The organism is Streptomyces sp. NPDC056160 (assembly GCF_042268205.1).
In the GTDB taxonomy this organism is placed as follows: Bacteria; Actinomycetota; Actinomycetes; order Streptomycetales; family Streptomycetaceae; genus Streptomyces.
Window position 1 is genome coordinate 1 of the sequence record NZ_JBHJUW010000128.1, and the last position, 26226, is coordinate 26226.

The following is a 26226-nucleotide window of genomic DNA, read 5'->3' on the forward strand; positions in this document are numbered from 1 at the left end:
GGACGGCGGGGGCCGTCGGGAAGGGGGGTCCGCCCGGCCTCGGCCGGCGGGGGCGGCGGTCAGTTCCAGCTGGCGTGCAGCGGCTTGCCCTCGGCGTAGCCGGCCGCGCTCTGGATGCCGACGATCGCCTTGTCGGCGAACTCCTCCAGGGAGTTGGCGCCGGCGTAGGTGCAGGAGGAACGGACACCCGCGATGATCGAGTCGATCAGGTCCTCGACGCCCGGGCGGGTCGGGTCGAGGAACATCCGGGAGGTGGAGATGCCCTCCTCGAACAGCCCCTTGCGGGCCCGGTCGTAGGACGACTCCTCCGAGGTGCGGTTGCGCACCGCACGGGCGGAGGCCATGCCGAAGGACTCCTTGTAGAGGCGGCCGTTCGCGTCCTGCTGGAGGTCGCCCGGCGACTCGTACGTGCCCGCGAACCAGGAGCCGATCATCACGTTGGAGGCGCCGGCCGCGAGGGCCATGGCCACGTCGCGGGGGTGACGGACGCCACCGTCGGCCCACACGTGCTTGCCGTACTTCCTGGCCTCGGCAGCGCACTCGAGCACGGCGGAGAACTGCGGCCGGCCGACACCGGTCATCATCCGGGTGGTGCACATGGCGCCGGGGCCCACGCCGACCTTGATGATGTCGGCGCCCGCGTCGATCAGGTCCTTGACGCCCTCGGCGGAGACGATGTTGCCCGCCACGATCGGGACCTGCGGGTCGAGGTCGCGGACCAGCTTGATCGCGCTGATCATCGACTCCTGGTGGCCGTGCGCCGTGTCGATGACGAGGGTGTCGACACCGGCGTCGAGGAGCTGCTTCGCCTTGCCCGCCACGTCGCCGTTGATGCCGACGGCGGCGGCGATGCGGAGCCTGCCGTGCGCGTCGGTGGCGGGGGTGTAGAGCGTGGCGCGCAGGGCGCCCTTGCGGGTCAGGATGCCGACGAGGCGGCCGTCCGCGTCCACGGCGGGCGCGTAGCGGCGGTTGGCGGCGTCGAGCCGGTTGAAGGCCTCGCGCGGGTCGATGTCCGCGTCCAGGAGCACCAGGTCCCGGCTCATGACGACTTCGAGCTGGGTGAAGCGGTCCACGCCGGTCAGGTCCTGGTCGGTGACCACGCCGACGGGCCGGTGGTCCTCGTCGACGACCACACCGGCGTTGTGCGCGCGCTTGGGCAGCAGCGCGAGGGCGTCGGCGACCGTCTGGTGCGGGGCCAGCACGATCGGGGTGTCCAGGACGTGGTGGCGGCCCTTGACCCAGGAGATCACCTCGGTGACGACCTCGATCGGGATGTCCTGCGGGATGACCACCAGACCGCCGCGACGGGCCACGGTCTCGGCCATGCGGCGGCCGGCGATCGCGGTCATGTTGGCGACGACGAGCGGGATGGTGGTGCCCGTGCCGTCCGGGGAGCTGAGGTCCACTCCCTGACGCGAGCCGACCGCGCTGCGGCTCGGCACCATGAAGACGTCGTCGTACGTCAGGTCGTACGCGGGCTGGATGTCGTTGAGGAAACGCACGTGCTGCACATCCCAGTCGATCAGAGGTGGCCCCCGGACAGGTCAGCCAGGGGGAAAGAGCACGTACTTCATTCTCCCATGCCGAATGGCCGGTCATGCCCTGTCGCAACATCCAGGCTGGTCAGCGGGGCCTTAGGAGGAACCTCCAAGGTCCAGGGCGACGGTCAGCGCGGGTGTGCGGTCCGCCGCCTGGGCGAACACGTCCTCGGCGATGCGCCACTCCTCGGGGCGGCCCTGCGCGTACGCGCGCCAGCCCCGGACGACGAGCAGCAGCCCGCGCCCGGCCGCCTCTTTCGGCCACACCGAGGGATCGGCGAGGGAATCGGCCAGCGCGTCCCAGTTGCGGCCGAACCAGCCGGGCAGCGCGAGGGCCCGCGCCACCCGGTCCATCAGACCCGCCTTGTCCGTGACCCCGTCGAGGTCCAGCGCGACCACGAGCCGGCCGGCCAGGTCTTCGCTCATCTCAGCACCGCCCGGAAGGAGTCGTAGTGGTCGTCGGTGTAGTAGATCTCCCCGCCCTGCCCGGTGACGAGGCGCCGGGCGCCGCGGTCGCGCGACCCCGGGGTCTTGACCGTGTACTCGTGGTAGTAGCCCCGCACGTGTTTCGGCAGCCGCTTCTCGAAGTTGCCGAAGACGACGCCGTCCTGGGAGTACGGGAAGGGGCCGCCCCGGTCGACGAGGGCGAGGGTGTGCCGGGCCTCGGCCGGCAGCCGGGACTCCCGGACGGTGGCCGTGCCACGTGCCCAGGAGGGCGTGGCGGCGTCGGCCGTAGCCGGACGCGACGCGGAGGACCGGGCGGGAGCGGACGTCGCGCTCCCCCTGGTGGCACCGCCCGAGGCGGAGCCCCCGGCCGAACACCCCGCCAGCAGGACGGCGAGGCAGACGAGGAGACCCGCGCACGCACGGGGGACGGACCGCAGCAGCATGCCGACGATGCTCCCACGGCCGTCCCCCGGCGTCCCGCTGTCAGACCCCGTCCGGGTCCGCCCGGTTCAGGGCGGGCCTGGGGGCCGGCCCGGCCGTCATCAGGTAGTCGGCGGCCGAGGTGTCCGTGACCAGGCTGGTGACCAGCCCCGAGCGCAGCACCGCGTCGATCGCGGCGGCCTTGCGCTGGCCACCCGCGATGGCGACGACCTCGGGGATACGGCGGAGCTGGTCGGCCTTGACCGTGATGCACCGCTCTCCCAGGTCGCGGCCGATCCGGCGGCCCTCGGCGTCGAAGAGGTGCGCGGCCATCTCGGCGGCGACACCGAGCGAGGCGTAGTGGGCGCGCTCCTCGTCGCTGAGCATGTCGTGCACCGTGGAGATGCCCGGCTCCCAGGAACCGATGGACACGCAGGCGACGGTGACCTTGTCGAAGTACTCGAAGGCCCGGGCGATCCCGGTCTGGTTGCGCAGCGCCGCCGCGGTGGCCGCGTCCGGCAGCAGCATCGGCGCGTAGATCGGGTGCGCGTCGCCGCCGGAGACCTGGGCGGCGCGGCGCACGGCCTCCACCGAGCCGCGCTCGGACGTACCGGCGTCGTACACGCCGGTCAGCTGCACCACCGTGCACGGGGGCAGCCGGTCGAGGGCCGCCGCCATGTGGATGGTGGAGCGGCCCCAGGCCAGACCGAGGACGTCGCCCTCGTCGACCAGTTCGCCGAGCAGGTCGGCCGCGACCTCCCCGAGGTTCTCCGGGTCGGGCGTCTCCTCGGCCTCGGCCGGGGACTCGACCACGACGGCGTGCCTGAGGCCGTAGCGGGCGCGGAGCGCGTCGGAGCGCTCGGCGTCCAGTTCGGCCGGCACACGGATCTCGATGCGCACGAGATCCCGTTCGAGAGCGGTCTCCAGGACCCTGGCCACCTTGAACCGGCTGACGCCGAACTCCTCGGCGATCTGGATCTTGGACTTGCCCTCGAGGTAGAAGCGGCGGGCCATGGCCGCCGCCTGCACCAGCTCAGCGGGTCCCATCCGCACTGCTGACCGGCCCGCCGACATACCCGACACGGCGATCTCCTCACTGCTGTTCACACTCTGGATTCGCCGTTCATCCTTGCAGATCCGGCGCTGTTGATCAGCCCTGATGAGAGCCGTTCACGTTCCTGATGCTCAGTGGTTGCACGCCCAGGACGCCTGGGAGGTGGCCTTCTCGGCCTGTGTGCGCAGGGCACGGACCGCTTCGGCCGGGTCCTCGGCGCCGTAGACCGCGGATCCGGCGACGAAGACGTCGGCTCCGGCGTCCGCGCACCGCTCGATCGTCGAGGCGGACACACCGCCGTCCACCTGGAGCCACATCTGCAGGCCGTGCTTGCCGATCAGCTCCCTGGTGCGGCGGATCTTGGGCAGCATGATGTCGAGGAACGCCTGCCCGCCGAAGCCCGGCTCCACCGTCATGATCAGGAGCATGTCCAGCTCGGGGAGCAGGTCCTCGTACGGTTCGACGGGCGTGGCGGGCTTGAGCGCCATCGACGCCCTGGCGCCCTTGGCGCGGATCTCGCGGGCCAGCCGTACGGGAGCGGCGGCGGCCTCCACGTGGAAGGTGACCGAGGACGCGCCCGCCTCCACGTACTGCGGCGCCCACCGGTCGGGGTCCTCGATCATCAGGTGGCAGTCCAGCGGGGTGTCCGCCGCCCGCGCCAGGGACTCCACGACCGGCACCCCGAGCGTGAGGTTGGGGACGAAGTGGTTGTCCATCACGTCGACGTGGAGCCAGTCGGCCCCTTCGACCGCCTTCGCCTCCTCGGCGAGGCGCGCGAAGTCGGCGGACAGGATGCTGGGGTTGATCTGCACGGCCATGCCCCAAGCCTGCCATGCCGCGGCGCTGGGCTGTAACGGTGGTCCCTGGGGGTGCGGTGTCCGCGGGGCGGTGGGGCTGAGCGTGTGTGTCGTCCGCGGGGCGGTGGGGGCTGAGCGTGTGTGTCGTCCGCGGGACGGTGGGGGCTGGGCGCGCAGTTCCCCGCGCCCCTGGGGGAGCTGCCGCCGGCGGGGTTCAGGCGGTTCTGCGGATCAGGGCCAGGTACATCGCGTCCGTGCCGTGCAGGTGCGGCCACAACTGGAGGTCGGGGCCCTCGCCCAGGGCGGGGACGCCGGGGAGCAGCGGCCTCGCGTCGATCAGTTCCGTCTGCGGGAACTGCTTGAGCAGATCGGCGACGACCGCCCGGGTCTCGGCTAGGTGCGGGGAGCAGGTGGCGTAGCCGACGACACCGCCTACGCGGACCGACTCCAGCGCCGTGCGGAGCAGCCCGCGCTGGAGGGGCGCGAAGCCGTCCAGGTCCTCGGGACGGCGCCGCCACCGTGCCTCGGGACGGCGGCGCAGGGCGCCGAGGCCGGTGCACGGCACGTCCACGAGGACGCGGTCGAAGCTGCCGGGCCGCCAGGCGGGACGCGTTCCGTCGGCGGCGACGACCTGGTACGGGCCCGGGTTCCCGGCGAGCGCCTTCGCGACCAGCCCGGCCCGGTGCGGCTGCTTCTCCGAGGCGAGCAGGACCGCTCCGCGTTCGGCGGCGAGCGCGGCGAGCAGGGCGGCCTTGCCGCCGGGTCCGGCGCAGCCGTCCAGCCACTTGGTGTCGGGGCCTTCGACGGGCGCGTTGGCCAGGGCTAGGGCGACGAGCTGGCTGCCCTCGTCCTGCACGCCCGCGCGTCCCTCCCGTACGGCGTCCACCGCGCCCGGCTCGCCGCCCTCGGTGAGCCGCACGGCGTACGGCGACCAGCGGCCCGGCACCGCCGCCTCCTCCCGCAGCAGTTCCTCGGTGGTGGCCCGCCCGGGCCGGGCGACCAGGGTCACCTCGGGCCGCTCGTTGTCGGCGTCCAGGAGGTCCTCGATGCCCGCGCGTCCGCCGCCGAGCGAGTCCCACAGGGCGGAGACGACCCAGCGCGGATGGGAGTGGACGACGGCGAGGTGGTCCTCGGGGTCCTCGTCGTAGGGCGGTGCGACCTTCTCCAGCCAGGCGTCGAGGTCGTGCTGGGCGACCTTGCGCAGCACCGCGTTGACGAACTTGGCCCGCCCGTCGCCGAGCACCACCCGGGCCAGCTCGACCGTGGCGGAGACGGCGGCGTGGCTGGGGATGCGGGTGCCGAGCAACTGGTGGGCGCCGAGGCCGAGAACGTCGAGGACGGGCGGGTCCACCTCCCGCAACGGCCGGTCCACGCAGGCGGCGATGATCGCGTCGTACGTCCCCTGCCGGCGCAGCGTGCCGTAGACCAGCTCGGTGGCGAGCGCCGCGTCCCGCCCGTCGAAGTCGCCCTTCTCCCTGGCCTTGCGCAGCAGCGGCGGCAGGACGAGGTTCGCGTACGCGTCCCGTTCGTCCACGGCGCGCAGCGCGTCGAAGGCGAGGATGCGGACCGGGTCCTTCTGGGGCCGGCGGTAGGGCTTGGCGGGCTTGCGGGGCCGACGGGGGGTGTCGCTCACGAAAAGGTGCTCCGGATGTCTGGGGGCGCCGCGCACGGACGCGCTGGGCGGGGCCGGACGCGGGTGCGCGGGCCCGGTGCGCTGTGCCCCCAGCCTACGGCCCGCGAGGCGGCGCCCGACCGGCGCCCGGCGGCAAGAGGGCACGGCACGGGCCTGCCGACCGCCCGCTGGGAAGAGCACGCGGCACAGCCCCACCGACCCCCAGCAGCAAGAGCACGCGGCACAGCCCCACCGACCCCCAGCAGCAAGAGCACGCGGCGCCGCCCTGCCGACCGCCCGGAGGCAAGAGCACGCGGCACAGCCCCACCGACCCCCAGCAGCAAGAGCACGCGGCACAGTCCTCCCGACCCGCGCCAGCAAGAGCACGCGCCACGGGCCGTCCGACCCCCGGCGTCCCGGCGCGTCACCTCCGCGGACCGCCGGGTCCCCGACCGGCTCCAGGCCGCCCCGCGACGGCAGCCCAGCGCTCCCCCGCGCTTCACGTCGGGCCAGCACCCCCCGGGCGAACGCCGGCCGTGCCACGCCCCCGGCCGGCACCGAACTGCCGCTCCCGGCCGGCCGTGGGCCCGCATGCCCGGGCGGCCCGGCGCGCCCGGCGCCCCTCGTGGGCGGCGCCGGGCGCCGCGCGGGGCGCGGCCCTTCAGCCCCCGAGCGTCTCGCCCTCCGTGATGCGCGCGCCGCGTGCCCAGTCCGCCGCCCGCATCGGCTTCTTGCCCTGGGCCTGCACCCAGAGCAGTTCGACCGCGTACGAGCCCGTGCCCGCGTGGACGCTGTTCTTGCCGACGGCGAGGGCTCCCGGCGCCAGGTCGGTGCGCTGCGGCACGGGGGCGGCCTGGATCAGCTTGAGGCGTTCGCCGCGGAACGTGGTCCAGGCGCCCGGCGCCGGGGTGCAGCCGCGCACCACGCGGTCGACGCGCAGGGCGGGGGCCGTCCAGTCGATCCGGGCGTCCTCGACGGTGATCTTGGGGGCGAGGGTCACGCCCTCCGCCGGCTGCGGCACGGCCTTCAGGGTGCCGTCCTCGATGCCGTCCATGGTCGCGGTGAGCAGTCCCGCGCCGGCGAGGGCGAGCCGGGTGAGCAGGTCACCGCTGGTGTCGGTGGGGCGGATCGCCTCCGTGACGGTGCCGTAGACCGGGCCGGAGTCCAGTCCCTCCTCGATGAGGAACGTGGAGGCGCCGGTGATCTCGTCGCCCGCCATGATGCTGTGCTGCACCGGCGCGGCGCCGCGCCAGGCGGGCAGCAGGGAGAAGTGCAGGTTGACCCAGCCGTGCGCGGGGATGTCCAGGGCGGTCCTGGGCAGCAGGGCGCCGTAGGCGACGACGGGGCAGCAGTCCGGGGCGATCTCCTTGAGCCGCTCCTGGAACTCGGGCTCGCGCGGCCGGGCGGGCTTGAGCACCTCGATCCCGGCCTCCTCCGCGCGCTCGGCGACCGGGCTCGCGATCAGCCTGCGTCCGCGCCCGGCCGGTGCGTCGGGGCGGGTGACGACGGCCGCGACCTCGTGCCGCCCGGAGGCGAGCAGGGCGTCCAGGGCGGGAACGGCGACCTCGGGGGTACCGGCGAAGACGAGCTTCATGAGCGGGTGCGGGCCTCTCGGTCGGGGTGGGTACGCGGCCCACAAGTCTATGGCCACGAAGGGGAACCGCCGAAGGCGAGGCACGCAGCGCACGCCCGACGCGCGGGGGCGTACGCATATGCCCTTACGCCCCCACAGCGTGACCAGCGGGCCGAAAACGCGTTGGTCAAGTGAGAGTTGACCAAAAGGGGCCGCTCGTACGGCCCGTTCCTTTCAACGCCGGTTCGAGAGGCTTGTTCATGGCCGACCACGCAACCCACGACGCCCAGGCCCGGGCCAGCCTTCACTTGCTGGTGCGGGACATCGAGCGGGTCCGCCGCCAGGTGGACGCACTGCGCACGCTCACCGCCCAGTTGGGCAACGTCTACCGCCCACGCCGCTCCGGCCCCTCCACGGGCTTCGTCGTCTACGGACGGGCGCCCGCCCCGACGGTCCGCCTCGCGCAGGAGCTGCGGGACAGCGTCGAGACCCTGGTCACGGCCGCCGTCGACTTCGACCGCTCGCTCGGATTCTCGTGGGACGCCGTGGGTTCGGCGCTCGGCGTCACCAAGCAGGCGGTGCACCGGCGTTACGGCGCGCGCCGCGCCGCCGCGCAGGCTGCTGCCGCCGAGGCCGACCATGCGCCGGATGCGCCCGGCTCCCGCCCGGTCAACGTGGGCACCGGCATCACGGCGGTTCCCACGGTCCCGGCGGCCCGCTCCATGCCGACCCAGCCGACCGCCGGCAGCCCGTCGCTGCGCGAGGACGTCAGGCCCACGGCCTTCCCCGGCCCGCGCAACGGCTGACGCGCCGACACCGTCACCCCCCCCGATCGCGCCCTGCCGGCCCCGCCGCCGGCAGGGCCTCACCGCGCACGGGGCCGGAAGCGGCGGCGGTGGCCTCCGCCCGTCACCCGATGTCGTCACCCGATGTCCGGCGGGTCGATCCGCACCCACACGGCCTCGCCGCTCCCCCGGGCCGTCCGTGCCGCCTGGGCAGCCTTCAGGGCCGCGGCGAGGGCGGACCCGTTGCCGGGAGGTACGCGCACCAACGCCCGCTCCCACTGCTCGCCTGGCGGCGGCGCGCCGGGCCGCCGGGGGCGTCCGGCCGGGGTGACCGGTACGGGCACGGGTCCGAGGATCTCGGCCCGGTCCGGCAGTTCGACACCGCGCAGGAAGTCGGTGACCGCCTCCACGGCACCTGTCACGGCCGCCATCCGCGACACCGGTGGGAAGCCCAGTTCGGCCCGCTCGGACAGCTCCCGCAGCGCGTGTCCCACGGGGTCCCAGCGCACCAGTGCCTGCACGGGCCGCAGCGTCGGCTCGGCCACGACGACCACCGTGCCGCCCGCCTCCTGCGGCCGCGTCAGGGCCGCCGCGCCGATCCAGCGGCGCAGGGCGTCCTCGCCGGCCCGCAGGTCGGGCCGGCCCAGCATGGCCCAGCCGTCCAGCAGGAGGGCCGCCGCGTAGCCGCCGTCGGCGACCGGCTCGGCGCCCGGCGTGCTCACCACCAGGGCGGGCGTGTCCGGCACCGTGTCGAGCACCTGCTCACGGCCCGAGGTGCGCACCGGCACGGCGGGGAAGACCCGCCCCAGTTCCTCCGCGGTGCGCCGGGCCCCGACGATCTGGGCCCGCAGCCGGAACGACCCGCACTCCGGACAGTGCCAGGCGGATTCCTCCCGCCCGCACCATCCGCAGCGCAGGACTCCCGCGTCCTGCCCCTCCAGCGGACCGGCGCAGTGCCGGCAGCGTGCGGGCGCCCGGCACTGCGCACAGGCCATCCGCGGCGCGTACCCGCGGCGCGGGACCTGCACCAGCACGGGGCCGTGCCGCAGGCCCTCCCTGGCCGCCTGCCAGGCGAGCGAGGGCAGCCGGGCGGCCCGCGCGGCCTCGTCCCGGGCCAGGTCGCCGTCGCCCACGGTGCGCACGAGCGGGGCCGCCCGCCGCACCTGCTCGCGGGCCGCGACCAGAGGCCGCGCCCAGCCGGACTCGACGAGCTGCGCCGCCTCCACGGTGCAGCTCCAGCTGCCCAGCAGGAAGGCGCACCGGTCCTGCGCGGCGCGCAGCAGCAGCACTTCGCGCGCGTGCGGCTGTGGCGCGTGCTGCTCGCTGTGGCTGTCGTCCCCGTCGTCCCAGAGGGCGACCAGTCCGAGGTCGCGGACCGGCGCGAACATGGCGGCGCGGGTTCCGACCACCGCCCGTACGGAGCCTCTGCTGACCGCGAGCCACTGCCGGTAGCGCTTCTCGGGCCCGGCGTCGGCGGTGAGCAGCGCGTGCCGTCCCTCGCCGAGGAGGGCGGTGAGCGCGGCGTCGAGGCGGGCGGCGATCCGGCCGTCGGGGACGACCACGAGCGCGCCCCGCCCGGAGGCGAGCGTCGCGGCGACGGCCCGGGCCATCTCCTCGCTCCACCGTGGTCCGGGCAGGGCGTTCCACACCGCGCGGGGGGCGCCCCGGGCGGCCAGTGACTCGATGAAGGCCGCGCCGTGCTCGTAACGGGTCCAGGAACCGGGGTCCGGGGCCCCGGGCGGTGGCAGCGGGGCGGGCGACGGCCGCTGTTCGGCGCGCGCGCTGCGCGGCGGCACGGCGAGCTGGAGCACGTCGGCGACGCTCCCGGCGTAGCGGTCGGCGACGGCGCGGACCAGCGCCAGCAACTCCTCGCCGAGGACCGGCTCGGGGGAGACGACCTGGGCGAGCGCGGCCAGGGGCCCGGAGTAGTCGGACTCGGCCCGCCGCTCGACGAGGAATCCGTCGATGAGGCCGCCGCCCTCGCGCCGGCCCTCCCGCACCCGGTGCCGTCCGGCTCCGAACCGCACCCGCACCCGCACGCCGGGCTGCGCGTCGGCGTCGAGTTCGGCGGGCACCGCGTAGTCGAAGGAGCGGTCGAGGTGGAGCACGCCCTTGTCGACGATCACCCGGGCGACCGGCAGGTGCTCGGCCAGCGCCGCGCCGCGCCAGGTCCGTGGCTTGGCGCGGGGCGCCTTCGCCTTGCGCACGCTCTCCCGGATGAGCGCAAGCTGCTCGGGCGGCGCCCCTTCGGCCCCGCCGTCCCCCGGCCCGTTCTCGCTGCTCACGCTTGCATTCTTACCAAACGGCACCGACAACCGACGCGCGGCGGCCCTCCCGGCGAGCGCGGATCACCGGGGCCGCGGCGCGAGGGCGCCGGAGGCCGTACGGCGCGAGGAGGGGCGGCGCCACGGCGACCTCACGAACGTCCGCACGCCCGGTGCCTGCGCGTCGTACGCCCTCGTCCGGCCGAACCGGCGGGGCCCGGTCCGGACGACGACGCCGGCCCCTGGACCGCGGTCAGGTCCTGGGGCCGGCGTGCTGTACGAAGTGCCCGGGGGCGGGCAGGGGCTAGGGCCGTGTTGCGAAAGTCCCGCCTGCCCCGCGGACGGACGGCGCTACTTTCGAAACACGCCTAGAAGCCCACCGCCTGGCGCAGTGCGTCCACGCGGTCCGTGCGCTCCCAGGTGAAGTCGGGCAGCTCGCGGCCGAAGTGGCCGTAGGCGGCGGTCTGGGAGTAGATCGGGCGGAGCAGGTCGAGGTCGCGGATGATGGCGGCCGGGCGCAGGTCGAAGACCTCGTCGATCGCCTTCTCGATCTTCTCGGGCTCGACCTTGTGGGTGCCGAACGTCTCCACGAACAGACCGACCGGCTCGGCCTTGCCGATCGCGTACGCGACCTGAACCTCGCAGCGGGAGGCGAGGCCCGCGGCCACCACGTTCTTCGCGACCCAGCGCATCGCGTACGCCGCCGAGCGGTCCACCTTGGACGGGTCCTTGCCGGAGAAGGCGCCGCCGCCGTGGCGGGCCATGCCGCCGTAGGTGTCGATGATGATCTTGCGGCCGGTCAGGCCGGCGTCGCCCATCGGGCCGCCGATCTCGAAACGGCCGGTCGGGTTGACCAGCAGCCGGTAACCCTCGGTGTCCAGCTTGATGCCGTCCTCCAGGAGCGACTTCAGCTCCGGCTCGACGACGAACTCGCGGATGTCGGGCGCCAGCAGCGACTCCAGGTCGATGTCGGAGGCGTGCTGCGAGGAGACGACGACCGTGTCGAGGCGGACGGCCTTGTCACCGTCGTACTCGATGGTGACCTGCGTCTTGCCGTCCGGGCGCAGGTAGGGGATGGTGCCGTTCTTGCGGACGTCGGACAGCCGCTTGGACAGCCGGTGCGCCAGGAAGATCGGCAGCGGCATCAGCGTCGGCGTCTCGTCGGAGGCGTAGCCGAACATCAGGCCCTGGTCGCCCGCGCCCTGCCGGTCCAGCTCGTCGTCGTCGCCCTCGACGCGGGCCTCGTAGGCCGCGTCGACACCCTGCGCGATGTCCGGGGACTGCGCGCCGATCGACACCGACACGCCGCAGGAGGCGCCGTCGAAGCCCTTCTTGGAGGAGTCGTAGCCGATCTCGAGGATCTTGCTGCGGACCAGGGTCGCGATGTCCGCGTAGGTCTTGGTGGTGACCTCGCCGGCCACGTGCACCAGGCCGGTGGTGATCAGCGTCTCGACGGCGACCCGCGAGGACGGGTCCTCCCGCAGAAGCGCGTCGAGGATGGTGTCGCTGATCTGGTCAGCGATCTTGTCGGGGTGACCCTCGGTCACGGACTCCGAAGTGAACAGGCGACGGGACACAACGCTCCCTGGGGTTGCAGCGGCTGCTGGCTGATCATTGGCGGACGGCACGGGGGGCTGCGCCCGGCGTCGTCCGAGAACAGTTTATCGGTCGCACTCGGCCGCCGGCCCACCTGTCTCGCCACTCGGGAGCCCTGTGACCTGCGGCACGGGCATTCTGCCCAATGCCCGGGGACATTGAACAGGGCCCCTGGGTGAGGGTGTGCGGTGTTCGAGTGGTGCGCGCGGCGGCGGAACCGATCAGTCCAGTCGGGCGGCGACGAGGTCCCACACGGTTTCGGCGAGGGCCTCCTTCGGCCCGTGGGGCACAGCGGTCTCGCTGCCGTCGGCGGCCAGCACCACGGCCTCGTTCTCCTCGGAGCCGAAGGTCCTGCGCTCCCCCACCTCGTTCACCACGAGGAGGTCGCAGCCCTTGCGCGCCAGCTTCCTGCGGCCGTTGGCGAGGACGTCGTCGGTCTCCGCGGCGAAGCCGACGATCACCTGCCCGGCCCGCGCCCGGTCGGCCGATATCTCGGCGAGGATGTCCGGATTACGCACCAGGGCGATGGGCGCGGGTTCCTGGTCGTCCTTCTTCTTGATCTTCCCGGCCGCGTAGACCGCGGGGCGGAAGTCGGCGACGGCGGCGGCCATCACCACCGCGTCGGCGTCCGCCGCCGCCTTCAGTACCGCCTCGCGCAGCTGCACGGCGGTCTGTACCCGGACGAGGTCCACGCCCGCCGGGTCGGGCAGCTCGGTGTGGGCGGCGACCAGGGTGACCCGGGCGCCCCGGGCCGCCGCGGTGCGCGCCAGCGCGTAGCCCTGCTTGCCTGAGGAGCGGTTGCCGAGGAAGCGGACGGGGTCGAGGGGCTCGCGGGTGCCGCCGGCGCTGACGACGACGTGCCGGCCGGCGAGGTCGGGGGCCGCCGCGCCCCGGGCGAGGACGCGGCGGCAGACCTCGAAGATCTCCGCCGGGTCGGGCAGCCGCCCCTTGCCGGTGTCGACACCGGTGAGGCGGCCGACGGCCGGCTCGACGACGAGGGCGCCGCGGCGGCGCAGCGTCGCCACGTTCTCCCGGGTGGCCGGGTGCTCCCACATCTCCGTGTGCATGGCGGGGGCGAAGACGACCGGGCAGCGGGCGGTGAGCAGCGTGTTCGTGAGCAGGTCGTCGGCGAGGCCGTGGGCGGCCTTGGCGAGCATGTCGGCGGTGGCCGGGGCGACGACGACCAGGTCCGCCTGCTGGCCGATGCGGACGTGCGGCACCTCGTGGACGTCGTCCCAGACCTCGGTGGCGACGGGGTTGCCGGACAGGGCGGACCAGGTGGCGGCGCCGACGAAGTGCAGCGCGGAGGCGGTCGGGACGACGCGCACCTCGTGCCCGGACTCGGTGAACCGGCGCAACAGCTCACAGGCCTTGTACGCGGCGATGCCGCCGCTGACCCCCAGAACGACCTTCGGCTTGTCCACCGTCTCTCCCTGACTCGGCCGCGGTGCGCCGGGTGCGGCGCACGCCTCCTATGACACACCACAGGCCCGGCAGTCGCGCTGCCGGGCCTGTGGAAAAACCTACCGCCGTCTGAAGATACGACTTACTGCGCGGTGCCTTCTTACTGCGCGGGGCCTTCGATGGCCTCGGACGTCAGCAGACCGGCGTTGATCTCCCGCAGGGAGATGGAGAGCGGCTTCTCGTGGACGTGGGTGTCGACGAGCGGACCGACGTACTCGAGGAGGCCCTCGCCGAGCTGCGAGTAGTACGCGTTGATCTGGCGGGCCCGCTTGGCCGCGTAGATCACGAGGCTGTACTTCGAGTCGGTGGCCTCGAGGAGCTCGTCGATCGGCGGGTTGATGATGCCCTCGGGCGCGGAGATGGAAGAGGACACGCTCTACCTTCCGATGGATGGGAAAGAATCAGTCGTGATGATCGGTGACGATCACACGACGTCCATCAAGGCTAGCAGCTCGCGCGCCACGTCCTCGACGGAGGTGTTGACCAGGGTCTCGTCGAACTCGGACTCGGCGGCCAGCTCGACCTTCGCGGCCTCCAGCCGGCGTTCGATCACCTCGGGCGGTTCGGTCCCCCGGCCGGTGAGCCTGCGCACCAGCTCCTCCCAGGAGGGCGGGGCCAGGAACACCAGCCGGCCCTCGGGCATGGACTCGCGGACCTGCCGGGCGCCCTGGAGGTCGATCTCCAGGAGGACCGGCACCCCGGCCTCCAGGTGCTCCAGCACGGCCGCGCGCGGCGTGCCGTAGCGGTTGCCGGCGAACTCGGCCCACTCCAGCAGCTCACCGTTGGCGATCAGCTTGTCCATCTCCTCGTCGGTGACGAAGAAGTACTGGACGCCGTGCTGCTCGCCGGGGCGGGGCTTGCGGGTCGTCGCCGACACCGAGAGCCAGACCTCGGGGTGTTCCTTGCGCATATGAGCGACGACCGTGCTCTTGCCGACCCCGGAGGGGCCGGAGAGCACGGTCAGCCGCGGACGTGCGTCCGGGGGTACGGGGGTCGTCCCCCGGGGTGTTACAGCCATGCAGCGATTATTCCAGCAATCCCGCAGTGCCCGGGACTCCAGCCCCGGGGCCCCGGACGTCAGGAACCGGTGCTGCCGAACTCACGCTCCAGGGAAGCGATCTGGTTGGAGCCGAGGCCGCGCACACGACGGCTCTCGGAGATGCCGAGCCGCTCCATGATCTGCTTGGCGCGGACCTTGCCCACGCCGGGCAGGGACTCCAGGAGAGCGGACACCTTCATCTTGCCGATGACGTCGTTCTCCTGGCCCTGCTTGATGACCTCGTGCAGGGAGGCGCCGGAGTGCTTCAGTCGATTCTTGACCTCGGCCCGCTCCCGGCGAGCCGCGGCGGCCTTTTCGAGCGCGGCTGCGCGCTGTTCAGGGGTAAGGGGCGGAAGAGCCACGCCTACGTCACCTCGGATGTCGAACTGTCGGATACGGACCGGTGAGGAACCTAGTCGCCCCACACCTGGGGAGCCACGAGCAACACGCTCGCCCGTGGTCCCCCACTGCCTTGAAGGGCGTGGGAGGTGCCCCCACTCGACGGAGACTAGCGGTCAAGGGCGCCAGAGTCAGCGAGAACAGCGGAAAAGTCCTGGTCAGCCTCGATGAGGTCGGACATTTAGGACATACTGCCCCTGATTTGAGAATGTATCCAGTCTCAGGACGTCGCCCGACCGTTCGTACGGGCCTCAGGCGGCCGGCACCGCCCCGCGGATCTGGTCCGCGAAACGGTCCGCCGCGTCACGCAGCGCGACGACGTCGGGACCGTGACGCAGCACACCCCGGCTGACGTTCGGCACCACGTTGCGCACCGCCGCCCCGAAGACCGCGGGGAGATCCGCCGGAGTCGCCCCCTGGGCGCCGATCCCGGGCGCCAGCAGCGGCCCGTTGATGTCCAGGTCGTACGACGACAGGTCACCGAGCGTGGCGCCCACCACCGCGCCGAAGGAGCCCAGCGGGCTGTCACCGGCGTTCTCCCGCGCCAGGTGCGCGAGCATGGTCGCGCCCACGTTCAGGCCGTCCGAGCGCATGGCGTGCTGCACCTCGCCGCCCTCCGGGTTGGAGGTCAGCGCCAGCACGAACAGGCCCGCGCCGCTGCCCCGCGCCAGGTCCACGGCGGGCTTCAGGGACCCGTAGCCGAGGTAGGGCGAGACGGTCAGCGCGTCCGAGAACAGCGGCGCGTCCTTGCTCAGGAACGACTCGGCGTAGGCGGCCATGGTCGACCCGATGTCACCGCGCTTGGCGTCCATGACGACCAGCGCGCCGGCCGCCCGCGCCTCCTGGACCGACTTCTCCAGGACGGCGACGCCCCGCGAACCGAAGCGCTCGAAGAAGGCACTCTGCGGCTTGAGGACGGCGACCTGCTCGGCGACCGCCTCGACGACGGTGCGGCTGAAGCGCTCCAGCCCGGCCACGTCGTCGTTCAGCCCCCACTCGGCGAGCAGGGAGGCGTGCGGGTCGATGCCGACGCAGAGCGGGCCGCGCTCGTCCATCGCGCGGCGCAGGCGCGTACCGAAGGGCTCCAGAGGGCTCATGCGGACTTCCTCACGTCGGCGCCGACCGCGTCGGCGAGGGTGGCGTACGGGCTGGTGCGCAGGCGGGCGGCGAGGCCCTTGTGGATCGCGCGGCCCCAGAAGGGCCCCTCGTAGACGAAGGCGCTGTAGCCCTGGACCAGGGTGGCGCCGGCCAGGATGCGCTGCCAGGCGTCCTCGGCGTTCTCGATGCCGCCGACGCCGATCAGGGTGATGCGGTCGCCCACGCGCGCGTAGAGGCGGCGCAGCACCTCCAGGGAGCGGGCCTTCAGCGGCGCGCCGGACAGTCCGCCGGTCTCCTTCACCAGGGCTGCGTTCGAGCGCAGGCCGAGGCCCTCGCGCGCGATGGTGGTGTTCGTGGCGATGATGCCGTCCAGGCCCAGTTCCACGGCCAGGTCGGCGACCGCGTCCACGTCCTCGTCGGCGAGGTCCGGCGCGATCTTGACCAGCAGCGGCACGCGGCGGGCGGGCACGGCCCGGTCGGCGGCCTCGCGCACCGCGCTCAGCAGCGGGCGCAGCGCCTCGGTGGCCTGGAGGTTGCGCAGCCCGGGGGTGTTGGGCGAGGAGACGTTGACGACCAGGTAGTCGGCGTAGGGCGCCAGGCGCTCGGCGGACTTCACGTAGTCGCCGACGGCCTCCTCCTCGGGGACGACCTTGGTCTTGCCGATGTTGACCCCTACGACGGTCCGGAAGACGGGCGTACGGGAGGCCAGGCGGGCCGCGACGGCCAGCGAGCCGTCGTTGTTGAAGCCCATGCGGTTGATGAGCGCGCGGTCCGCGACGAGCCGGAAGAGGCGCTTCCTGGGGTTGCCCGGCTGCGGCTCCCCCGTCACGGTGCCGATCTCGACGTGGTCGAAGCCCAGCATCGACATGCCGTCGATGGCGACGGCGTTCTTGTCGAAGCCGGCGGCGAGCCCGAAGGGGCCGTGCATGCGCAGGCCCAGGGCCTCGGTGCGCAGCTCCTTGTGGCGGGGCGCGAGGACGGCCGCGGCGAAGGTGCGCAGCACGGGGACGCGGGCGGCGAGACGGATCCAGCGGAAGGCGAGGTGGTGGGCCTGTTCCGGGTCCATCCGCCGGAAGACGAGGCGGAAGAAGAGCTTGTACATCGTGGAGAAGTCCTCGGGGGTGCTCATGAAGATCAGGGGGCCTCATGAAGAGGGGGCCTCATGAAGAGGGGGACACCGTTTCCGGTGTCCCCCTCGGGGTGGCTAGTCGCGGGCCGCGATCAGGAACTCGGCGTGTTCCTGGAGCGATCGCACGCCCACGTCGCCGTGGTTGAGGGCGTCGATGCCCTGGACCGCCGCCGCGAGCGCCTGGACCGTCGTCAGGCACGGCACGGACCGGGCCACGGCCGCCGTGCGGATCTCGTAGCCGTCGAGGCGGCCACCGGTGCCGTAGGGGGTGTTGACGATGAGGTCGACCCCGCCGTCGTGGATGAGCTGGACGATGGTCTTCTCGCCGTTCGGGCCGGTGCCCTCGGACTGCTTGCGCACGAGCGTGGCGTTGATGCCGTTGCGCTTGAGGACCTCGGCGGTGCCGGAGGTGGCGAGCAGTTCGAAGCCGTGGGCGACCAGCTCACGGGCGGGGAAGATCATCGACCGCTTGTCGCGGTTGGCGACCGAGATGAACGCGCGGCCCTTGGTGGGCAGCGGTCCGTAGGCGCCCGCCTGCGACTTGGCGTAGGCCGTGCCGAAGACGGAGTCGATGCCCATGACCTCGCCGGTGGAGCGCATCTCCGGGCCGAGGACGGTGTCGACGCCGCGGCCGTGGATGTCGCGGAAGCGCGACCACGGCATGACGGCCTCCTTGACGGAGATCGGCGCGTCCAGCGGGATCGTGCCGCCGTCGCCGTTCTTCGGCAGCAGTCCCTCGGCGCGCAGCTCGGCGACGGTGGCGCCCAGCGAGATCCGGGCGGCGGCCTTCGCCAGCGGCACCGCGGTCGCCTTCGAGGTGAAGGGGACGGTGCGGGAGGCGCGCGGGTTGGCCTCCAGGACGTAGAGGATGTCGCCGGCCAGCGCGAACTGGATGTTGATCAGGCCGCGGACGCCGACGCCCTTGGCGATGGCCTCGGTGGAGGCGCGCAGCCGCTTGATGTCGAAGCCGCCCAGCGTGATCGGGGGCAGGGCGCACGCCGAGTCGCCGGAGTGGATGCCGGCCTCCTCGATGTGCTCCATGACGCCGCCCAGGTACAGCTCCTCGCCGTCGTAGAGGGCGTCGACGTCGATCTCTATGGCGTCGTCGAGGAAGCGGTCGACGAGGACCGGCCGGGAGGGGCTGATCTCGGTCGACTCGGCGATGTAGGCCTCCAGGCGGGCCTCGTCGTAGACGATCTCCATGCCGCGTCCGCCCAGGACGTAGGAGGGGCGGACGAGGACCGGGTAGCCGATCTCGTCGGCGATGGTCTTGGCCTGGGCGAACGTGGTGGCGGTGCCGTGCTTGGGAGCGGGCAGGCCGGCCTCCGCGAGGACCTGGCCGAAGGCGCCGCGGTCCTCGGCCGCGTGGATCGCCTCGGGCGAGGTGCCGACGATCGGCACGCCGTTGTCCTTGAGCGCCTGGGAGAGGCCGAGGGGGGTCTGGCCGCCGAGCTGGACGACGACGCCGGCGACCGGTCCGGCCTGCTGCTCGGCGTGGACGATCTCCAGGACGTCCTCCAGGGTGAGCGGCTCGAAGTACAGCCGGTCGGAGGTGTCGTAGTCGGTGGAGACGGTCTCCGGGTTGCAGTTGACCATCACGGTCTCGTACCCGGCGTCGCTCAGCGCGAAGGAGGCGTGGACGCAGGAGTAGTCGAACTCGATGCCCTGGCCGATGCGGTTGGGGCCGGAGCCCAGGATGATCACCGCGGGCTTCTCGCGCGGGGCGACCTCGGTCTCCTCGTCGTAGGACGAGTAGAAGTACGGGGTCCGCGCGGCGAACTCGGCGGCACAGGTGTCGACCGTCTTGTAGACCGGGCGGATGCCGAGCGCGTGGCGGACCTCGCGGACGACGTCCTCGCGCAGGCCGCGGATCTCGGCGATCTGCTGGTCGGAGAAGCCGTGCCGCTTGGCCTCGGCGAGCAGGTCGGCGGTCAGCTCGGGGGCCTCGGCCAGCTCGTCGGCGGTCTCCTTGATCAGGAAGAGCTGGTCGACGAACCAGGGGTCGATCTTGGTGTACTCGAAGACCTCCTCCGGCGTGGCGCCCGCGCGGATGGCCTGCATGACCGTGTTGATCCGGCCGTCGGTGGGTCGGACGGCCCGCTCCAGGAGCGCCTGCTTGTCACCCGTCTCGCCGGTGAAGGTGAACTGGCTGCCCTTCTTCTCCAGGGAGCGCAGCGCCTTCTGGAAGGCCTCGGTGAAGTTGCGGCCGATGGCCATGGCCTCGCCGACCGACTTCATGGTGGTGGTGAGGGTGGAGTCCGCGCTCGGGAACTTCTCGAAGGCGAACCGCGGGGCCTTGACGACCACGTAGTCGAGGGTCGGCTCGAAGGAGGCCGGGGTCTCCTGCGTGATGTCGTTGGGGATCTCGTCGAGGGTGTAGCCGACGGCGAGCTTGGCGGCGATCTTGGCGATCGGGAAGCCGGTCGCCTTGGAGGCGAGCGCCGAGGAGCGGGAGACGCGGGGGTTCATCTCGATGACGATGACCCGGCCGTCCTCGGGGTTGACGGCGAACTGGATGTTGCAGCCGCCGGTGTCGACGCCGACCTCGCGGATGATGGCGATGCCCATGTCGCGCAGCACCTGGTACTCGCGGTCGGTCAGCGTCATCGCCGGGGCGACGGTGATCGAGTCGCCGGTGTGCACGCCCATCGGGTCGAAGTTCTCGATGGAGCAGACGACCACGACGTTGTCGCTCTTGTCGCGCATCAGCTCCAGCTCGTACTCCTTCCAGCCGAGGATGGACTCCTCCAGGAGGACCTCGGTGGTCGGGGAGAGCGTGAGGCCGGTGCCCGCGATGCGGCGCAGCTCCTCCTCGTCGTGGGCGAAGCCCGAACCGGCACCGCCCATGGTGAAGGAGGGGCGGACGACGACCGGGTAGCCGCCCAGCTCGTCGACGCCGGCGAGGACGTCGTCCATGGTGTGGCAGATGACCGATCGGGCGGACTCGCCGTGCCCGGTCTTGCGGCGGACCTCCGCCACGACCTCCTTGAACTGGTCGCGGTCCTCGCCCTTGTGGATGGCCTCGACGTTGGCGCCGATCAGCTCGACGCCGTACTCGGCCAGGACGCCGTTCTCGTGCAGCGAGATGGCGGTGTTCAGGGCCGTCTGGCCGCCCAGGGTGGGCAGCAGGGCGTCAGGGCGCTCCTTGGCGATGATCTTCTCGACGAACTCGGGGGTGATCGGTTCGACGTAGGTGGCGTCGGCGATCTCCGGGTCGGTCATGATCGTCGCCGGGTTGGAGTTCACGAGGACGACCCTGAGGCCCTCGGCCTTCAGGACGCGGCACGCCTGGGTGCCGGAGTAGTCGAACTCGGCGGCCTGGCCGATGACGATCGGGCCGGAGCCGATGACCAGGACGGACTGGATATCGGTGCGCTTAGGCACGCTGGCCCTCCATCAGGACTGTGCTCATCAAAGAGGTGAAGCGGTCGAACAGGTAGGCGGCGTCGTGCGGGCCGGCCGCCGCTTCGGGGTGGTACTGGACGCTGAAGGCCGGCTTGTCGAGGAGCTGGAGGCCCTCCACCACGTTGTCGTTCAGGCAGACGTGGGAGACCTCGGCGCGGCCGAAGGGGGTCTCGGAGACCTTGTCCGTCGGGGCGTCCACGGCGAAGCCGTGGTTGTGCGCGGTGACCTCGACCTTGCCGGTCGTACGGTCCTGCACCGGCTGGTTGATGCCGCGGTGGCCGTACTTCAGCTTGTAGGTGCCGAAGCCGAGCGCGCGGCCGAGGATCTGGTTGCCGAAGCAGATGCCGAACAGCGGCGTGCCGCGCTCCAGGACCCCGCGCATCACGGAGACCGGGTGGTCGGCGGTGGCCGGGTCGCCGGGGCCGTTGGAGAAGAACACGCCGTCCGGCTGGACCGCGTACACGTCCTCCAGGGTGGCCGTGGCGGGCAGCACGTGGACCTCGATGCCGCGCTCGGCCATGCGGTGCGGGGTCATGCCCTTGATGCCGAGGTCGACGGCGGCGACGGTGAACTTCTTCTCGCCGATCGCGGGGACGACGTACGCCTCCTTGGTGGCGACCTCCGCGGACAGGTCCGCGCCGACCATCTCGGGGGCCTCCTGGACGCGGGCCAGCAGCGCGGCCTCGTCCCGGACGGCGTCGCCGCTGAAGATGCCGACGCGCATGGCGCCGCGCTCGCGCAGGTGGCGGGTGAGGGCGCGGGTGTCGATGCCGCTGATACCGACGACGCCCTGGGCGGCCAGCTCCTCGTCGAGGGAGCGGCGGGAGCGCCAGTTGGAGGGCACGCGCGCGGGGTCGCGGACGACGTAGCCGGCCACCCAGATGCGCTGCGACTCGGGGTCCTCGTCGTTGACGCCGGTGTTGCCGACGTGCGGGGCGGTCATGACGACGACCTGGCGGTGGTACGACGGGTCGGTGAGGGTCTCCTGGTAGCCGGTCATGCCGGTGGAGAACACGGCCTCGCCGAACGTCTCCCCCACGGCTCCGTAGGCGCGGCCCCGGAAGACCCGGCCGTCCTCCAGGACGAGTACGGCGGGAAGCGCCCTCTGCCTGCGCGAGGCGTTCCCCTGGATGGAGGTGGTCATCGTTCGACGCCTTCCGTGGTGTTCGTTTCGAGCTTCGTTTCGGTCATGGAGCCGAGGGCGGCGACCCACTCGGTGTGCTCGGCCGCTCGGTCGGAGCGGAACCCCGAGTCGAGCAGCTTGCCGCCGTGTTCCCAGGTCACCACCAGCAGGCCGCCCTCGGTGAGGACCTTGCCTGCGATGCCCTTGTCGAGCCGGGCTCCGCGCAGCTGCGCCACCGGGACGAAGAAGTCGCTCGCGCCGGGGCGTACGACGTCCAGTCCCGCGTCGGTCAGGGTCAGCTCGACCCGGCTGCGGGTGCCCAGGCCGTGCGCCACGATGCGGTCGAGCCACTGACCGGCCGTGGTGGAGCCGTGGTAGCGGCCCGTCATCGTCAGTTTCGCCGGGCCGGGCTCCCGCGGCGCGGCGGGCAGCTCCGGCAGGTCGCTCTGGAGCGTGCCGCGCCACTTCCACCCCTCGCGCATCAGCCAGTAGACGAGGGCGACGAAGAGGGCGAGGCCGATCAGCCAGCCGATCCGTCCGCCCCAGTCGGTGACCGTCGCCGACTTCTCCCCGGCGGCAAGGTGGGTGGTGAGCCCGGCTGAGAGCAGTGTTGCAGGTGTCACGTGAGCTTCCCGTCGACGAGCGTGGCCTTGCCCCGGAGCCACGTGTGGGTGACACGGCCCGGCAGCTCGCGTCCCTCGTAGGGGGTGTTGCGGCTGCGCGAGGCGAAGCCCGCGGGGTCCACCTGCCCACGGTATTCCGTGTCGACGAGGGTGAGGTTGGCGGGCTCGCCTGGCGAGACGGGACGGCCGTGGCCGGCGGCCCGCCCGATCCGGGCCGGCGTGATCGACATGCGGTCGGCGACGCCCGCCCAGCTCAGCAGACCGGTGTCGACCATGGTCTCCTGAACCACCGACAGGGCCGTCTCCAGGCCGACCATGCCCATGGCGGCGGCGGCCCACTCGCAGTCCTTGTCCTCGTGCGGGTGCGGGGCGTGGTCGGTGGCGACGATGTCGATCGTGCCGTCGGCGAGCGCCTCGCGCAGTGCCAGCACGTCGTGCTCGGTGCGCAGCGGCGGGTTGACCTTGTAGACCGGGTTGTACGTCCGCACCAGTTCGTCGGTGAGGAGGAGGTGGTGCGGGGTGACCTCAGCGGTGACCTGGATGCCGCGGGACTTGGCCCAGCGGACGATCTCGACGCTGCCGGCGGTCGACAGGTGGCAGATGTGGACGCGGGAGCCGACGTGCTCGGCGAGCAGCACGTCGCGGGCGATGACCGACTCCTCGGCGACGGCCGGCCAGCCGCCCAGGCCCAGCTCCGCGGAGACGACGCCCTCGTTCATCTGGGCGCCCTCGGTGAGGCGGGGCTCCTGCGCGTGCTGGGCGACGACTCCGCCGAAGGCCTTCACGTACTCCAGGGCCCGGCGCATGATCACCGCGTCGTCGACACACTTGCCGTCGTCGGAGAAGACGGTGACGCCGGCGGCCGACTCGTGCATGGCGCCCAGCTCGGCGAGCTTCCTGCCCTCCAGGCCGACGGTGACGGCGCCGATGGGCTGCACGTCACAGTAGCCGTGCTCGCGGCCGAGCCGCCACACCTGCTCGACCACGCCGGCGGTGTCCGCGACGGGGAAGGTGTTGGCCATGGCGAACACGGCGGTGTAGCCGCCGCTCGCGGCGGCGCGGGTGCCGGTGAGGACGGTCTCGGAGTCCTCGCGGCCCGGCTCGCGCAGGTGGGTGTGGAGGTCGACCAGGCCCGGCAGGAGCACCTTGCCGCCGGCCTCGACGACCTCGGCGACCTCGGCGGACAGGCCGGTGCCGACCGCCTCGATGACCTCGCCGTCGATCAGGACGTCCTGCGGCTCGCCGCCGAGCACCTTCGCACCACGGATCAGGATCTTGCTCATGCTGTCTTACTTCTCCTCGTTGGTGCGGGTGTGGGTGACGGCGGGCTCGTTGCCTCCGAGCAGCAGGTACAGGACGGCCATCCGGATGGAGACGCCGTTGGCGACCTGCTCGACGACCGTGCAGCGCGGGGAGTCGGCGACCTCGGCGGTGATCTCCATGCCGCGGACCATCGGGCCGGGGTGCATCACGAGGGCGTGCTCGGGCATCTTCGCCATGCGGTCGCCGTCGAGGCCGTAGCGCCTCGAGTACTCGCGCTCGGTGGGGAAGAAGGCGGCGTTCATGCGCTCGCGCTGGACGCGGAGCATCATCACGGCGTCGGATTTCGCCAGCGTGGTGTCGAGGTCGTACGACACCTCGCACGGCCAGGTCTCGACGCCGACCGGCACCAGGGTGGGCGGGGCCACGAGGGTGACCTCGGCGCCGAGGGTGTGCAGGAGGTCGACGTTGGAGCGGGCGACCCGGCTGTGCAGCACGTCGCCGACGATCGTGACGCGCCTGCCGGACAGGTCCTGGCCGAGGCCCGTGTCCCGGCCGAGGAGGCGGCGGCGCATGGTGAACGCGTCGAGCAGGGCCTGGGTGGGGTGCTGGTGGGTGCCGTCGCCCGCGTTGATGACGGCGGCGTCGATCCAGCCGGAGTTGGCCAGGCGGTAGGGGGCCCCGGAGGCGCCGTGCCGGATGACCACGGCGTCGACGCCCATGGCCTCCAGCGTCTGGGCGGTGTCCTTCAGGGACTCGCCCTTGGAGACGCTCGATCCCTTGGCTGTGAAGTTGATGACGTCGGCGGAGAGGCGCTTCTCGGCGGCCTCGAAGGAGATCCGGGTGCGGGTGGAGTCCTCGAAGAAGAGGTTCACCACCGTGCGGCCGCGCAGGGTCGGCAGCTTTTTGATCGGCCGGTCGGCGACCCGGGCCATCTCCTCGGCGGTGTCGAGGATCAGGACGGCGTCGTCGCGGGTGAGGTCGGCGGCCGAGATGAGATGACGCTGCATCTGTCAGGCTCCGTAAGGCAGTTCTATGGGGGCACGGGGGTCTTCGGCCCCCGGAGAGCACAGCCGGGCACGAGGGTGCGCGGGGGCACCCGCGCGGGACGTACGGCGGGCGGGCGGTACGTACGCGCGCGTGGGCTACGGCTGCGGCTCGCCCGGGGCGGCCGGCTTGGCACCGAGCAGCACGGTGTCGCGACCGTCCTCCTCGGCGAGCTGGACCTTGACCGTCTCCCGCAGCGACGTGGGGAGGTTCTTGCCGACGTAGTCGGCGCGGATGGGCAGTTCGCGGTGGCCGCGGTCGACGAGGACGGCGAGCTGCACCGCGCGGGGGCGCCCGATGTCGTTCAGCGCGTCGAGGGCGGCGCGGATGGTACGGCCCGAGAAGAGGACGTCGTCGACGAGGACGACGAGGCGGCCGTCGATGCCGTCACCGGGGATCTCCGTGCGGGCCAGTGCGCGCGGCGGGTGCATGCGCAGGTCGTCGCGGTACATGGTGATGTCGAGCGAGCCGACCGGGACCTTGCGCTCGGTGATCTCTTCGAGCTTGGCGGCGAGCCGCTGGGCGAGGAAGACGCCGCGGGTCGGAATGCCGAGGAGCACCACGTCGTCGGCGCCCTTGGCGCGCTCGACGATCTCATGGGCGATGCGGGTCAGTACGCGGGCGATGTCGGGGCCTTCGAGAACGGGCCGTGCATCGGGCGCCTGCGGACCGGCGTGTGTGTCCTGCTTGTCCATACGAAACGGACCTCCTTCTCCGCCTCACGGGACGGACCTTAAAGGACGTCGGAATTGCGCCATCCACGGTAGCAGGTGCCGGGGACCGCACCGACCACCCCCGGCCACCTTCGGGTCACCCGTTCGGCGCAATGGACCGGCGTTAGCACGGAAGGGGCGGTGTGGACCATTCGGCTTGACGCGGCAGAGTAACGCTGCGTAACCTCACAGTGAGTTACCAGCCGCCCGGCGTGGCAGCCGAGCCAGGCCGCGTCGACACAGTGTCCGGGGAGCCATATGTCCAGCGAATACGCCAAACAGCTCGGGGCCAAGCTCCGGGCCATCCGCACCCAGCAGGGCCTTTCCCTCCACGGTGTCGAGGAGAAGAGCCAGGGCCGCTGGAAAGCGGTCGTGGTCGGTTCGTACGAGCGCGGCGACCGTGCCGTGACCGTGCAGCGCCTCGCCGAGCTGGCGGATTTCTACGGGGTCCCGGTGCAGGAGCTGCTGCCGGGCACCACCCCCGGCGGTGCCGCCGAGCCCCCGCCGAAGCTGGTCCTGGACCTGGAGCGGCTGGCCACGGTGCCGGCCGAGAAGGCGGGCCCGCTGCAGCGGTACGCGGCGACCATCCAGTCCCAGCGCGGTGACTACAACGGCAAGGTGCTCTCGATCCGCCAGGACGACCTGCGCACCCTCGCCGTGATCTACGACCAGTCGCCCTCGGTCCTCACCGAGCAGCTGATCAGCTGGGGAGTCCTGGACGCGGACGCGCGCCGCGCCGTCGCCTCCCACGAGGACGCCTGAGTCCCACCGGCTCCGACGGAACCGCCGGGCCCAGCAGAAACGTGCCGCCGGGGTGGCCGGAACTTCATGGTTCCGGCC

Annotated in this window: 23 protein-coding genes; 2 read left to right on the plus strand and 21 right to left on the minus strand. The window is 72.6% G+C overall.

The genetic code is table 11. From position 1 onward, the window contains the following. Window positions 1-59 precede the first annotated feature (59 nt). The 7 genes from ACFC02_RS33210 to fmt all read right to left on the minus strand — a co-directional run bounded on the left by ACFC02_RS33210 (window position 60) and on the right by fmt (window position 7462). On the minus strand, window positions 60-1511 hold the full coding sequence (locus ACFC02_RS33210; RefSeq protein WP_376365398.1) for a GuaB1 family IMP dehydrogenase-related protein: 1452 nt from the start codon (window positions 1509-1511) through the stop codon (window positions 60-62). A gap of 123 nt (window positions 1512-1634) precedes the next feature. After that, window positions 1635-1964, minus strand: a complete 330-nt coding sequence (locus ACFC02_RS33215; protein ID WP_376365400.1) for a barstar family protein — start codon at window positions 1962-1964, stop codon at window positions 1635-1637. Further along, on the minus strand, window positions 1961-2428 hold the full coding sequence (locus tag ACFC02_RS33220; RefSeq protein WP_376365402.1) for a ribonuclease domain-containing protein: 468 nt from the start codon (window positions 2426-2428) through the stop codon (window positions 1961-1963). Before ACFC02_RS33220 ends, ACFC02_RS33215 begins: the two co-directional genes overlap by 4 nt. Before the next feature lie 40 nt (window positions 2429-2468). Next, window positions 2469-3512, minus strand: a complete 1044-nt coding sequence (locus ACFC02_RS33225; RefSeq protein ID WP_360978119.1) for a sugar-binding domain-containing protein — start codon at window positions 3510-3512, stop codon at window positions 2469-2471. A 78-nt stretch (window positions 3513-3590) separates the two neighbouring features. Beyond that, window positions 3591-4277 (minus strand): ribulose-phosphate 3-epimerase, encoded by a 687-nt coding sequence (gene rpe, locus ACFC02_RS33230; RefSeq protein WP_376365405.1) that lies wholly within the window; start codon window positions 4275-4277, stop codon window positions 3591-3593. A gap of 193 nt (window positions 4278-4470) precedes the next feature. Then, a complete protein-coding gene (locus ACFC02_RS33235) occupies window positions 4471-5889 on the minus strand; it encodes an RsmB/NOP family class I SAM-dependent RNA methyltransferase (RefSeq protein ID WP_376365407.1) in 1419 nt (472 codons plus the stop codon). Window positions 5890-6529: 640 nt separating this feature from the next. Then, the gene (fmt, locus tag ACFC02_RS33240; RefSeq protein ID WP_376365409.1) at window positions 6530-7462 is read right to left on the minus strand and encodes a methionyl-tRNA formyltransferase; all 933 of its coding nucleotides are present in this window, start codon (window positions 7460-7462) and stop codon (window positions 6530-6532) included. A 239-nt stretch (window positions 7463-7701) separates the two neighbouring features. Here fmt and ACFC02_RS33245 point away from each other — a divergent pair, with 239 nt between their 5' ends. Then, window positions 7702-8247, plus strand: a complete 546-nt coding sequence (locus ACFC02_RS33245; RefSeq protein ID WP_376365411.1) for a hypothetical protein — start codon at window positions 7702-7704, stop codon at window positions 8245-8247. A gap of 116 nt (window positions 8248-8363) precedes the next feature. Here ACFC02_RS33245 and ACFC02_RS33250 read toward each other — a convergent pair whose 3' ends face one another. The 14 genes from ACFC02_RS33250 to pyrR form a co-directional block, all read right to left on the minus strand. Further along, entirely contained in the window at window positions 8364-10511 is a 2148-nt protein-coding gene (locus ACFC02_RS33250) for a primosomal protein N' (protein WP_376365413.1), read from the minus strand. Between the two features lie 347 nt (window positions 10512-10858). Next, on the minus strand, window positions 10859-12067 hold the full coding sequence (gene metK, locus ACFC02_RS33255; protein ID WP_376365415.1) for a methionine adenosyltransferase: 1209 nt from the start codon (window positions 12065-12067) through the stop codon (window positions 10859-10861). A 240-nt stretch (window positions 12068-12307) separates the two neighbouring features. After that, window positions 12308-13510 (minus strand): bifunctional phosphopantothenoylcysteine decarboxylase/phosphopantothenate--cysteine ligase CoaBC, encoded by a 1203-nt coding sequence (gene coaBC, locus ACFC02_RS33260; protein WP_376365417.1) that lies wholly within the window; start codon window positions 13508-13510, stop codon window positions 12308-12310. Window positions 13511-13650: 140 nt separating this feature from the next. Then, window positions 13651-13923: a DNA-directed RNA polymerase subunit omega gene (gene rpoZ / locus ACFC02_RS33265; protein WP_067025681.1), complete on the minus strand. Its 273-nt coding sequence runs from the start codon at window positions 13921-13923 to the stop codon at window positions 13651-13653. A 51-nt stretch (window positions 13924-13974) separates the two neighbouring features. Then, the gene (gmk, locus tag ACFC02_RS33270; RefSeq protein WP_376365420.1) at window positions 13975-14568 is read right to left on the minus strand and encodes a guanylate kinase; all 594 of its coding nucleotides are present in this window, start codon (window positions 14566-14568) and stop codon (window positions 13975-13977) included. Window positions 14569-14627: 59 nt separating this feature from the next. After that, the gene (locus tag ACFC02_RS33275) at window positions 14628-14951 is read right to left on the minus strand and encodes an integration host factor (RefSeq protein WP_003977346.1); all 324 of its coding nucleotides are present in this window, start codon (window positions 14949-14951) and stop codon (window positions 14628-14630) included. A 288-nt stretch (window positions 14952-15239) separates the two neighbouring features. Then, window positions 15240-16085 (minus strand): orotidine-5'-phosphate decarboxylase, encoded by an 846-nt coding sequence (gene pyrF, locus ACFC02_RS33280; protein ID WP_376365422.1) that lies wholly within the window; start codon window positions 16083-16085, stop codon window positions 15240-15242. After that, window positions 16082-17188, minus strand: a complete 1107-nt coding sequence (locus ACFC02_RS33285; RefSeq protein WP_376365438.1) for a quinone-dependent dihydroorotate dehydrogenase — start codon at window positions 17186-17188, stop codon at window positions 16082-16084. Before ACFC02_RS33285 ends, pyrF begins: the two co-directional genes overlap by 4 nt. Window positions 17189-17290: 102 nt before the next feature. After that, window positions 17291-20599, minus strand: coding sequence for a carbamoyl-phosphate synthase large subunit (gene carB, locus ACFC02_RS33290; protein WP_376365424.1), 3309 nt, complete (start codon window positions 20597-20599; stop codon window positions 17291-17293). Beyond that, entirely contained in the window at window positions 20592-21764 is a 1173-nt protein-coding gene (gene carA, locus ACFC02_RS33295) for a glutamine-hydrolyzing carbamoyl-phosphate synthase small subunit (protein ID WP_376365427.1), read from the minus strand. Before carA ends, carB begins: the two co-directional genes overlap by 8 nt. Then, window positions 21761-22366: a hypothetical protein gene (locus ACFC02_RS33300; protein WP_376365429.1), complete on the minus strand. Its 606-nt coding sequence runs from the start codon at window positions 22364-22366 to the stop codon at window positions 21761-21763. Before ACFC02_RS33300 ends, carA begins: the two co-directional genes overlap by 4 nt. Beyond that, window positions 22363-23649, minus strand: a complete 1287-nt coding sequence (locus tag ACFC02_RS33305) for a dihydroorotase (protein ID WP_376365431.1) — start codon at window positions 23647-23649, stop codon at window positions 22363-22365. The genes ACFC02_RS33300 and ACFC02_RS33305 overlap by 4 nt, the downstream gene beginning before the upstream one ends. A 6-nt stretch (window positions 23650-23655) precedes the next feature. Beyond that, window positions 23656-24636 carry an aspartate carbamoyltransferase catalytic subunit gene (locus ACFC02_RS33310; RefSeq protein ID WP_376365433.1) on the minus strand — a complete coding sequence of 327 codons (981 nt, stop codon included), beginning with the start codon at window positions 24634-24636 and terminating at the stop codon, window positions 23656-23658. A gap of 135 nt (window positions 24637-24771) precedes the next feature. Then, window positions 24772-25368, minus strand: a complete 597-nt coding sequence (gene pyrR, locus ACFC02_RS33315) for a bifunctional pyr operon transcriptional regulator/uracil phosphoribosyltransferase PyrR (RefSeq protein ID WP_376365435.1) — start codon at window positions 25366-25368, stop codon at window positions 24772-24774. Window positions 25369-25644: 276 nt separating this feature from the next. Between pyrR and bldD the strand changes: the two genes are divergently transcribed. Beyond that, the gene (gene bldD, locus ACFC02_RS33320; protein WP_006131213.1) at window positions 25645-26148 is read left to right on the plus strand and encodes a transcriptional regulator BldD; all 504 of its coding nucleotides are present in this window, start codon (window positions 25645-25647) and stop codon (window positions 26146-26148) included. The last annotated feature ends 78 nt before the right edge of the window (window positions 26149-26226 follow it).

What these genes read in the sequence shown, in the direction of transcription:
- pyrR (WP_376365435.1), bottom strand. Translation starts at nt 25,368, where the DNA reads ATGGACAAGCAGGACACACACGCCGGTCCGCAGGCGCCCGATGCACGG.
- bldD (WP_006131213.1), top strand. Translation starts at nt 25,645, where the DNA reads ATGTCCAGCGAATACGCCAAACAGCTCGGGGCCAAGCTCCGGGCCATC.
- ACFC02_RS33305 (WP_376365431.1), bottom strand. Translation starts at nt 23,649, where the DNA reads ATGAGCAAGATCCTGATCCGTGGTGCGAAGGTGCTCGGCGGCGAGCCG.
- ACFC02_RS33220 (WP_376365402.1), bottom strand. Translation starts at nt 2,428, where the DNA reads ATGCTGCTGCGGTCCGTCCCCCGTGCGTGCGCGGGTCTCCTCGTCTGC.
- gmk (WP_376365420.1), bottom strand. Translation starts at nt 14,568, where the DNA reads ATGGCTGTAACACCCCGGGGGACGACCCCCGTACCCCCGGACGCACGT.
- ACFC02_RS33215 (WP_376365400.1), bottom strand. Translation starts at nt 1,964, where the DNA reads ATGAGCGAAGACCTGGCCGGCCGGCTCGTGGTCGCGCTGGACCTCGAC.
- carA (WP_376365427.1), bottom strand. Translation starts at nt 21,764, where the DNA reads ATGACCACCTCCATCCAGGGGAACGCCTCGCGCAGGCAGAGGGCGCTT.
- ACFC02_RS33245 (WP_376365411.1), top strand. Translation starts at nt 7,702, where the DNA reads ATGGCCGACCACGCAACCCACGACGCCCAGGCCCGGGCCAGCCTTCAC.
- ACFC02_RS33310 (WP_376365433.1), bottom strand. Translation starts at nt 24,636, where the DNA reads ATGCAGCGTCATCTCATCTCGGCCGCCGACCTCACCCGCGACGACGCC.
- fmt (WP_376365409.1), bottom strand. Translation starts at nt 7,462, where the DNA reads ATGAAGCTCGTCTTCGCCGGTACCCCCGAGGTCGCCGTTCCCGCCCTG.
- ACFC02_RS33285 (WP_376365438.1), bottom strand. Translation starts at nt 17,188, where the DNA reads ATGTACAAGCTCTTCTTCCGCCTCGTCTTCCGGCGGATGGACCCGGAA.
- pyrF (WP_376365422.1), bottom strand. Translation starts at nt 16,085, where the DNA reads ATGAGCCCTCTGGAGCCCTTCGGTACGCGCCTGCGCCGCGCGATGGAC.
- rpe (WP_376365405.1), bottom strand. Translation starts at nt 4,277, where the DNA reads ATGGCCGTGCAGATCAACCCCAGCATCCTGTCCGCCGACTTCGCGCGC.